Raw genomic sequence first — 9,915 nt, 5'->3', positions numbered from 1 at the left:
AACGCGGATCACCGTGGTGGTCTCCTCACCAGATTTCTCCCCAGTGTCGGTTATGGCACCGCCGGTTTCCAGTTGGCGCAGCATGGTGCTGAACTTTTCCTTGGCCGCTAGGGTCTTGTCCTTGTTGTTGGATTCCGTTCCCTTGTCAGACCAGGCTGTCATGCCCTGTACTGCTTTGATATTCATTGCGTCACCTCCAGAGCAGATAAGTATCCTTCTATTACTTTATATCGACGAAAGAGGCGTATTGATAAGAGGAAAATCAAAATGGAACTTCTATCCCGAAGTCGCTGGCAGGAATATCCATATCCTGCAAATTGGGAACGCCTACGGAGGCAGCCCCGTCCAAGGAAATGGCAGTATCGTTCATATTAGCGGTAGGGGAGTTGCTGTTTTTGGAAGACCTGGGCAGGTCAACGAATTCTACTTTGTCAGCAGTCACCTCGCTGAATTTTAGATGTTTGCCATCTGCCGTAGTGTAGGTATTATTGGAGAGGTGCCCACGGATATTTAATTGTCGGCCTTTTACGAGATAGTCCCGGCAGTTCTCCGCAATTTTTCCCCAGGCGTTGATACGGTGAAATTCTGCTGGAATCTTACCTTCCTTATTACGCTTGAATCCTGTTGGGGTAGCTATGTTAAAGTGAGAAACCAGTCTGCCGTCCTTGGTGACACGGCTATCAATGTCTGTGGCCACACGGCCACTAAGGATTACAATATTCATAAATTATCCTGCCTTTCGCTTGAAGTTTTTCTTTCCATAACTGTTGGTTTTCTTTTTGGCCGGAGCCGGATTGAAGTCAGGCTTGCCGCACTTATCGCTGAATATGGATTTGCATGCTCTTTCAGGGTCAGTGCAAATCCAATATTTTTTTCCGTTCTTTTTGGATGTGATAAGCTTCAGCGGCCTGCCGCATTGGGGACATTTGGGAATATCCTTGGGTGGTTCAATTTCCTTATGAATGGCATCATCCAAAAGCCGCTCGATGTAGGTTTTCTGCTGGGAGAAGAAATCCTGTACCGACATTTCCCTGTTGCTGATGGCTTCCAGGTTTTTCTCCCAGAGGGCTGTGATATCCGGGTAGGTAATGCTATCCGGCAGCAGGTCGATTATCATCATCCCCTTTTCTGTGGGGACAAGGTTTTTCTTGTCCAGCTTCAGGTAGTTTCGCTCCTGCAATAGCTCAATCTCCCCTGCTCTGGTGGCTTCGGTGCCAATGCCGGAGCAGTCCTTCAGGATGGGTTTCAGGGATTTGTCTTTGACGAAGCTCCCGATATTCTTCATAGCTGCCAGCAGGGTGGAGGTGGTGAAACGCTTGGGAGGCTTGGTGATTTTGGTGATTAACTCTGCTTTTAGGTTGGTCACGTTCTCCCCGTTCTGTACTGTCGGGAGTTGGGATTGTTCTTCATTTTCGCTGTCCTTGTCTGTCGTCTCGCCCTGATAGAGCGTTTTCCAACCTTGCGAGAGAATGACTTTGCCATTTGCCACAAAGGTTTCCCTGGCGGCCTCAATCTCAATACGGGTAGTGAGGAATTTTTGAGCAGGGTAGAACTGGGCAAGGTAGGCTTTGGCTATCATGCCGTAAAGATTTCGCTGCATTTCCGTAAGTTCGTCCATGTTGGCTTTCACCGTAGTCGGCACAATGGCATGATGGGCAGAAATCTTCTTATCGTTCCATGCCTTGCTGCGGAGTGTGGTGTTGGCACCTTTGGTGAACTTTGCAAATTCCCCGGACATAGAGGAAAGATTTTCGATGATTTGCGGTACATCGGCCAGCTGGTTGGTGGGCAGGTAGTCACAATCTGAGCGGGGGTAAGTGGTGAGTTTCTTTTCGTATAGTTCCTGCTGGGTGTCCAAGACCTGCTGGGGAGAGTAACCGTATTTTTTACCTGCCGCAATTTGCAGGGCAGACAAAGAATATGGAAGCAACGGCTCTGACTGTCCCTTTTTTTGCTCCACCTTGCGGATAGTTCCTGTTTGTCCCTGAACTTTGGCTGCGATTGCCTCTGCCTGGGATTTTTCCAAAAGTCTGCCTTCGGCATCCAGTCCTTCCATGTCTTCAGGAATCTGCCAATGGGACTTTATTTCCCCTTGTGGATGCTGCCAAGTGGCGCTGACCTGAAAATAGTTTACTGGGTGGAAATCAGCAATTTCCTTTTCCCGGCGAACAACCAGACCTAAAGTCGGGGTTTGTACCCGGCCAACACTGACCACGCTGCTGTACCCAGCCTTTTCGGCGTGTTTGGTGCAAGCGCGGGTCATATTCATGCCAATAATCCAGTCAGCCCGGGATCGCGCAAGGGCTGAATTGCGGAGGCCGATAAATTCTCGGTTATCCCGTAAATCTGCCAAGGCTTCATGGACGGACTTTTCATCAAGAGCATTGACGAGGATGCGCTGGATAGGCTTTTTCGAGAGAACGCCAATGTAGTTCAGCACCTCATCCACCAGCAGCTGACCTTCTCTGTCCGGGTCCCCGGCGTTGACAATGGTATCTGCCTTCAGGGCTAATTCCTTCACTGCCTTGAACTGATCTTTGGCTCCGGCCTTAACCTTCATCTGCCACTTTTCGGGGATAATGGGCAGCAGCGCAATATCCCAGGATTTGTATTTCTCGTCATATTCCTGTGGCGCATACTGCTCCAAGATATGACCGAAACACCATGTAACAACATCATTTCCACAAACAAAACAAGACCTTTGTTTTGTTGCATTGCCCAGCCCTTTACTGATAGCCTCAGCGAGACTCGGCTTTTCTGCTATGAATAAGCGCATGGGGAGTCCTCCTTAAAAACTTGCCTTGCTGGCAGTTGCAGCATTCTTGACTTCGGTTGTATCGCCGGATGAGGGCACAGTGGATTTCTCCATTTCCGGCTTTTTTTCTTTGCCCATGTTTTCGATAATGAGCCGGAGCGCCTGCTGCATGGTTTCCTTGTCTTCAAGGTCGATGCCGAAATTACTAAGCTCCCCTACCATGTTGGAGTGTTTGTTGGCGTTCAGGCTATACTCCATCGTCTTGATTTCTGCTTTCAGCTTATTGCGGCGGTCACGGAGTTTGTCCAAATCCTTTTCCACCACTTCCAGCTGTTCTTTCTTTTTGGCCAGCTGCTCAACCTTCTTTTCCCCGTCACCGCTGACAATCTGATAAATACTTTCCACTTCCTGATGGCTAATATTCACGATAAGTTTGCCTCCCTTTTGTAATCTTGCAAGATTTGCAGCACCTTGTCATGGTCATAAATGCCCAAGATACCTGCTTCCTTAAAAATCAGACCGGCCTTGTATACCTCCAGTACGTGCTGGTACATTTTCACCGTCTGGCTTTCTTGAGAAAGTTCTCTTTCCAAAGTTCGTTGCTTTACCTCTAAATCTTCAATCTGCCGATTGACGGCGGCAAGGCTTCGGCTCCGTTGTTCCAGCCTTGTTATAGGTAACACCTTCCTTCCTGAGAGATACCCATATTATAAATATGATAGGGGGTTGAAAAACTATACAATATTTTACTCAACGTTAAAATTTCCATAGGGTGAAAAAATATAGGGGGTTCTGAATCCTCGCCAATATTCGAATCTGACCACACTTGAACAGGAATAGGTGTTATAATGCCAACATACGTGAGCAGCACCCCGTTAACTTGGGGCTACATGTGCATCTAGGAGTTTCTCATTTGGAGAAACTCAAATTACTGGTATCGAGGAAAGGGACTTCCCTCAATACTGGGACAGGACAGCTCCTTAAAGCTGCCCTTTTGCCATTCGCTGCTGCTCATTGAACTGCCGTTGGCTGAAGGAGAAGACCATGCCAAATTACTATTTTGACCTAAAGACGGATAAACGCCCCAATGGCAAACAGACAAGTGCGCATACGCACTGTGAGTACATCCAGCGCGAGGGGAGATTTGCCGACTTGGGGCAGGAAGAACTGGAAAGCCTGTCCTATAATAATTTGATTACTGGCAAGTACCCCATAGAGAATCTGCCAGAAAAGGAAATGCTTCTGTATAGCAGCCCCTACGGTAAAATCCTCGTGGATAAATCCGGCGTTCGCTTTATGCGCCAATCTACCCTTAGCGAAGAAACCATAGCTATGGGCATAGAGATAGCCCGGAAAATCTACGGGGATGAACTGGAGCTGAAAGGCAGAAGCACCTTTGTCAACAAAACCATGGCCACGGCGGTCAAGTTGGAAGTGCCGGTGTCATGGCGTGATGAATACCAAAACAAGGTCATGGACATCATGAAGGAGGATTACGAAAATGGAGAACGAGATTTTAGAGCAGCAGGGGGAAAATACATCCGTAGAAGAATTGCTGACCCTAGAAAACGAGCAGGACGAGGCAGAGGTAAAATGCCAATCTCAGAGCCTCACGCTAAACTCGATACCCTCGAAGCTTTGGCCAAAAGAGGATTCAGCTTGCCTAAACTGCCCAAATGCCATATGGTACGCCCAGAAGGAAGAAGCCAGCTGTTACTGTCTCGTGATGAGAATAATCACCTGCTCAACAAATGCCGAGAATCCACTGCGCATCTGCGATGGTATAGCCTACGGGCAAGACGAAGAGCAATAGACAAAACCGTAAATGACATCATGGTGAACTTCCAGAAATGCAATGATGCCGTTTACGCATCCAGCCATGTGCAGTACATCAACCGTGAATCCATTTTCAAGAAAAGAGGTGGCTGCCTCTATACGGCAAATCATCTGCCTCGCTGGGCAGAAGGAAACGCCAAGAAGTTCTTTCAGGCGGCAGACCGTCATGAGCGAGGTAACGGAGAACGGTATAAGGAAATTGTCTTTTCCCTGCCCAATGAGCTGGGGCTGGAGGAAAACAAAAAGATTGTGGAGGCATTTGTGCAGAAGCATTTGCAGGATTTTTACTATGCTTATGCCATCCATGATAAAGTCGGAGCTATGAGCAACGGTGAGCGGCAGCCCCATGTCCACATTATGTTTTCGACACGGGAAATAGATGATGTGGAAAAAAGGCAGGAGCGTCCCCCGGAACTCTTCTTCAGTCGGGCAAATTCCAAGGCACCAGAAAAAGGCGGCTGCAGAAAATCGTGGAAGTGGATTTCTGTTGACCGCCAAAAGTATCTATTGAAGCTTAGGAAGGACTATGCTGTTATACAAAATGAGGCATTGGAGCGAAACGGTGTAAATCTTAGAGTGGATCACAGGACACTGAAGGCACAGCGAGAAGAGGCGTTGGCAAACGGAAATTACTTTTTGGCAGACCTGCTAAAGAAAATGCCGGAAAAGTATGTCGGCCCGGTGGAACTGATGAAAGCCGATAGTGAGGTGGTGAAGAATCAGAAGCGCCTAAGAGCAGTCAATCACCAGCGAGAAAAAGACCTCATAGCTCGGCTGATGATTCAAGATGGCATTGATAAAGATACCATGGAGGAAAAATCCCAAGACCTGAAGCAGCGGCTGGATTCAATCTTTGCCTATGAACCAGACATTGAAGATGCGGATGAACGGGCATACTTCACGGAGGAAAAGCAGAAAATCCAAGCAATGGAGAAAGACATGGTGGCCGTTTACGGCATCACCCTCTGGGCACCAAAGGCGGTAGAAATGGCCTCCCTTGATGCCATGACTACCGAGGAAAAGGAACTCTGGCAGGATTTGAAAAGCTACGGCAGAGAAAAAAAGGAATGGGAAATCCTCAAAAATCGCATGGTTGAGCCGCCGGGGGACGATGTGGAAGCCTTGGAAGCATACCTTAAGATTTGCCCGGAAATCGACAAGGAGCTGGACAAGATTAATCTCAAAATTCATCAAGCAGCTGCCGAAATACGTCCGGTATTCGAGAGGTTGAATCTGCCTCACAACAAGGCCAGCATCTTGAAGCGAGCTGCTTTTTATGTGAATGACAACCGCTTGGCCAAGACGGAAATCAGGAAATTGCAGCGGAATCTGGACAGCAAACTCAAGTCTTTGGACAAGCATATTAAGGACTATTTTGTCGTCCATCAAAAGAACCGGGAGTATTCAGCTGAGGAAGTAGCCAGCATCCTCAATGCGAATATTGTAAGGCAGGAGACGGTTGAAAAACGACTGGCCAAAGAGCTTTACCACATGCGAAAACGGGTAATCAGCTATCCTAGAGCCATCGAAATGGCCAAAAATAACTATGTGCAGGGGGCGTTCAAACAGCTTCGCGCCGATAAGCGTGAACTAAAAAAACGGGAAGACAAACTCTCCCCGGAAGAACGAAAAAGCGCATGGCAGGAAATTGACCGCCGTGAGCAGGAACTGGAAGCTCAGTGCAGCACAGCCGTAGGCCGGTCAAAAATTGAAGCTATTGCTGCTGGCATCCTGCGCAAGAATGCGCCCATAGCCAAAGAGTACAATATGCTAAGTGCCAAGCACAGAACACTCAAAGATTCCATCGTACAGACAAAATATCAATCTCAGCGAGTTGAGGCAAGGGCACCACTAGAACAGGGCAATAAATTCCGTGTTGCGCCATCTGCCCAATCCTCCAGCAGTGGAGGTGGCGGTGGCAGCTTACCCACTCCATCCCGTGATGCAGACCTCATCAGCAAAGCACTTTCCGGCGGAGCTAAAGAAGCCCAGCTTGTGGCAAGGTCAAAACCAGACGAGCCAGACGATTGGAAGTGGCTTAGTGAAGCAGAAAAAGATGATTTGCGAAACGACATGGCTACTATTGACCGCTACTAATGAAAAGTTAATAGACAATCAAACATCTATGTGCTATACTATGAATAGTTAATAAGTATTCATAGGAGATAAATATGGACGAGAAAAAGAGTGGCCGAGGCGGTGCCCGGGAGGGTGCTGGCAGGCCGAGAGAATTTAATGAAAGTTGCAAACCTAGAGCTATATATTGCTCATTTGGTGAGAAGCAGGAAATGGAAAAGTTTCTTGCCTTTAGACGGATTCTCGAGAAATATGATGTTAATCCATTTGCATTGAGTGTGACTTTTGGAGATATGATGTCATTTATGCAAGTTGGAACTGGTATGGGGCTTTTGCAACTCCGTAAAGAAATGCCAGAAGAAGCCGTTAATGAAATGGTTAAAAAGATAGAGTCTATTAATGATAAAGTCCGTAAATATCAGGTTAGGGGTAAGAAGTCGTAACCATAATATGAAAAGTTAATAGTTTATCAAAAGGCGGTGTGCTCCATGGATTATGAAGTAACAGAATACAAAGAAATATTTAGAGAGGTATTTGCTGGCTTGCTGGCAGATATTGACCGGGAAATAGAAAAACGTGGCATCAGCGACCAAGCGCATCCTTTGTATGTGTTCCAGTCAAAAATCAACATGATATGGGGAGAAATCCTGAGCGAGAAGTATTCGACCATGGAAGATATGTTGAAGCTCAAAGGGATTTTCGAGTTTTCTCAGGACTATGTAAGAGGTTTGGCTCAATGACATATAGCATGGAAGAGTTTGAAAAAGCGAAGGGCAAGATTTTATCTAAGCTGCTGCTCCCATATATAAGTCCTGCAGAAGAGCCACAGGCATTTCTTATAGTAGGCCAGCCCGGAGCAGGCAAAACTACCATGGCCAGGATTTTCACAAGCCAACTGGAGAAGAATGTCATATTTATCAGCGGTGACGAATACCGGCGGTTTCACCCAAGGTTTAGTGACTTGATAAAGCAGTATGGTGATGAGGCTGTGCTTCATACTCAAGAATTTGCAGGTAAAATGACAGAGGCTTTGATTGATGAATTAAGCAGCCGTAAGTATAATCTCATCATTGAGGGAACCTTACGTACAGTCGAAGTTCCGGCAAAGACCAAGTTTCAGCTGGAACGCCGGGGCTATGATGTGACTATGGCAGCTATACTTGTGAGGCCGGAAGTTTCCTATCTTAGTACCATAAAGAGATATCAAAGGATGCAGGAATTTGGTTCAGTCCCTCGGAAGACACCTAAAAATCACCACGATTTAGTTGTATCTGCCATTGCCAAGAACATAGGCCTTTTGCACAGGACAAAGGAATTCCCGCATATTCAGGTATACAATCGCCAAGGGGATAGGCTTTGTGATACTATGGAGACGCCGGCTATTAATCCGGGAGACATTTTCAAAAATGAATTTGAGCGGCCATTGTCCCAGCAGGAAAGAGATAGAATCGTCAAGGATTTTGCAGCCTATGTACCAAAAGATAGAATATTGGCTGTAATGGACGAATACAAGGGCGCTTCTACGTTGTCTCATCCGATGGAAAGAGGACGGGGGAAATAGGCTGGTTGACAGCTTGTCAGCAAATGCCCTATAATAGTCAAGCAATTTTAATGATGAAAGGTGGAAAATTCCATGGCAGAAGTAATCAGCAAAAGCACTTTGGTAGACAAGGTGGCAGAGACAGCTGGTGTTTCCAAGAAGGATACCAAGGCAGTAGTAGATGCTCTTATCAGCACCGTAATTGAGGAAGTGAAGAAGGACGCAGAAATCCGTCTTATTAGCTTCGGTACCTTCAAAAAGGCACAGCGTGCAGCTCGTAAAGGCCGCAATCCGCAGACTGGTGAAGTCATTGACATCGCAGCCAGCGAGAGCCTTGCTTTCAAGTCCAGCGTGAAATACTAATTTTGTGGTGAGTGACAAAATGATTCATAATTAATATAAATCATTTTGCGCAGAGAAAAAAGGCCAGCCAGTTCCAATTTAAAGAATACTTGCCGTCTCGAAGTCAGTATAACTACTGATTTGCGACCTTATCTATTTGCTTTGAAGAGCGGCACGTTCACCAACATAGAAGTTAGGGATATTCTTGCTCTGAATACGGTAGCTGCTCTTCGTGTATACATTTTCTGTAAGGACTTAGACCGTATAGGCCAGCATACTACCACTATTGAGGAGATGCGTCGTTACACAGGATTCACACATTCCTCCTACGACCAGTTTAAGGAATTCAAGCGTTGTGTTCTGCAACCTGCCGTCAGGGAGATTCGCAAGCATACGGATTACAAGGACTTCTTCATCGAAGACAACGGAGGCCGTGGCCGAAAGGCTACTCATCTTCACTTTGGCTTCGAGCCAAACTTCGACTCTGAGGACTTGTTCCTGAACACTTCCCAGGATATAGCTAAGACCATAGTCAAGAAGTTCTCACCAGCCGTGCAGATTTCTATTCGTATCGCCATGGACCATGGGTTCAATCCTCGTTATATCAAGGATAAGTTCGATAATATCCCCGATGATGTCATCAAAGCCAACTTCCTTTATGTTGAGAATATCATCACCAGAGAGAAGCGGGAGGGGAATCCAAAGTCCCCGGAGGTTTATGGCAAATATTTCATCAAGGCAGTTACTGAAAACTGGGCACTTAAGAACGAGAAGTTCGACGAGATGAAAGAACGGGCAAAAAAGCAAGAGCAGAACATAGAGATACAGAAAAAAATTAAAGAAGCCCAAGAGCGTGATGATGTTGCTAACTCTAACGAGTTTTACCGTACAAATGCCATAAAATACCTTGATGCCATGGACTTCACGGCTCTGGACAATTTCATTCGTTCCAACATGAATGGTCTTAATGCGATGGCTGGTAAGGCCGTGTTCAACTATGAGCACGCCATAAGCCGAAAGAAGAATTATCGGGAGTACCGCATTTTGGTCAACTTCATCACAGCGAAGATGACTTTACGAGAAATTGATTTGCCACAGCAAGATATATTCAATCATTCTAGTAGATAACAGTCATGTGGAACAAGTTATAAATGTCAACGGCGTGAGAACGCCGTCTTTTTTTGTGTGCCCGGTGGGGATGGCTTTCGGTATCCCGTTGTGCGTCGAAGAAAATGGCATAAGTGGAATTTCATACTGCACGTAAAAATATATAATTATGTGTGTAAAATCACATTTTTATATATAATGGGGTGAGTTAATGTAGAGATTGGCAATTTTTCTCTCTTATTCTCTTTCTTTCTCTTTT

The 9,915-nt window shown here is 46.2% G+C and carries 10 protein-coding genes and 2 pseudogenes; 7 read left to right on the top strand and 5 right to left on the bottom strand.

The window, feature by feature from the left end; translation table 11 throughout:
- From FZ040_RS11895 to FZ040_RS11875, 5 genes and pseudogenes are all read right to left on the bottom strand, one after another.
- Positions 1 to 186 (bottom strand): annotated as a pseudogene (locus FZ040_RS11895) (hypothetical protein); the annotation flags it as partial.
- A gap of 76 nt (positions 187 to 262) precedes the next feature.
- A complete protein-coding gene (locus FZ040_RS11890; RefSeq protein WP_149172185.1) occupies positions 263 to 724 on the bottom strand; it encodes a single-stranded DNA-binding protein in 462 nt (153 codons plus the stop codon).
- A gap of 3 nt (positions 725 to 727) precedes the next feature.
- Positions 728 to 2,776, bottom strand: a complete 2,049-nt coding sequence (locus FZ040_RS11885) for a DNA topoisomerase III (RefSeq protein WP_149172184.1) — start codon at positions 2,774 to 2,776, stop codon at positions 728 to 730.
- Positions 2,777 to 2,788: 12 nt separating this feature from the next.
- Positions 2,789 to 3,181: a hypothetical protein gene (locus FZ040_RS11880; protein ID WP_149172183.1), complete on the bottom strand. Its 393-nt coding sequence runs from the start codon at positions 3,179 to 3,181 to the stop codon at positions 2,789 to 2,791.
- Positions 3,178 to 3,438: a hypothetical protein gene (locus FZ040_RS11875; protein WP_149172182.1), complete on the bottom strand. Its 261-nt coding sequence runs from the start codon at positions 3,436 to 3,438 to the stop codon at positions 3,178 to 3,180. Before FZ040_RS11875 ends, FZ040_RS11880 begins: the two co-directional genes overlap by 4 nt.
- Positions 3,439 to 3,799: 361 nt before the next feature.
- On the opposite strand from FZ040_RS11875, the gene FZ040_RS11870 reads away from it, so the two are divergent.
- From FZ040_RS11870 to FZ040_RS11850, 7 genes and pseudogenes are all read left to right on the top strand, one after another.
- On the top strand, positions 3,800 to 6,688 hold the full coding sequence (locus FZ040_RS11870; protein ID WP_255448871.1) for a MobA/MobL family protein: 2,889 nt from the start codon (positions 3,800 to 3,802) through the stop codon (positions 6,686 to 6,688).
- Between the two features lie 74 nt (positions 6,689 to 6,762).
- Positions 6,763 to 7,110, top strand: coding sequence for a hypothetical protein (locus FZ040_RS11865; RefSeq protein WP_149172181.1), 348 nt, complete (start codon positions 6,763 to 6,765; stop codon positions 7,108 to 7,110).
- A 45-nt stretch (positions 7,111 to 7,155) separates the two neighbouring features.
- Entirely contained in the window at positions 7,156 to 7,407 is a 252-nt protein-coding gene (locus FZ040_RS14020; RefSeq protein WP_187620327.1) for a hypothetical protein, read from the top strand.
- Positions 7,404 to 8,228: a zeta toxin family protein gene (locus FZ040_RS11860; RefSeq protein WP_187620326.1), complete on the top strand. Its 825-nt coding sequence runs from the start codon at positions 7,404 to 7,406 to the stop codon at positions 8,226 to 8,228. The genes FZ040_RS14020 and FZ040_RS11860 overlap by 4 nt, the downstream gene beginning before the upstream one ends.
- 72 nt (positions 8,229 to 8,300) lie before the next feature.
- Positions 8,301 to 8,570: an HU family DNA-binding protein gene (locus FZ040_RS11855; RefSeq protein ID WP_187620325.1), complete on the top strand. Its 270-nt coding sequence runs from the start codon at positions 8,301 to 8,303 to the stop codon at positions 8,568 to 8,570.
- A 45-nt stretch (positions 8,571 to 8,615) separates the two neighbouring features.
- Positions 8,616 to 8,786: pseudogene (locus FZ040_RS14380) on the top strand (RepB family plasmid replication initiator protein); the annotation flags it as partial.
- A gap of 57 nt (positions 8,787 to 8,843) precedes the next feature.
- Complete coding sequence (locus tag FZ040_RS11850; protein WP_369407143.1) at positions 8,844 to 9,677, top strand: hypothetical protein; 834 nt, start codon at positions 8,844 to 8,846, stop codon at positions 9,675 to 9,677.
- Positions 9,678 to 9,915: the final 238 nt, after the last annotated feature.

This window comes from Pseudoselenomonas ruminis, assembly GCF_008271295.1.
Taxonomy (GTDB): domain Bacteria; phylum Bacillota; class Negativicutes; order Selenomonadales; family Selenomonadaceae; genus Selenomonas_A; species Selenomonas_A ruminis.
Note: the sequence above shows the minus strand (reverse complement) of the source record. Positions and strands in the feature narration are given on the sequence as shown.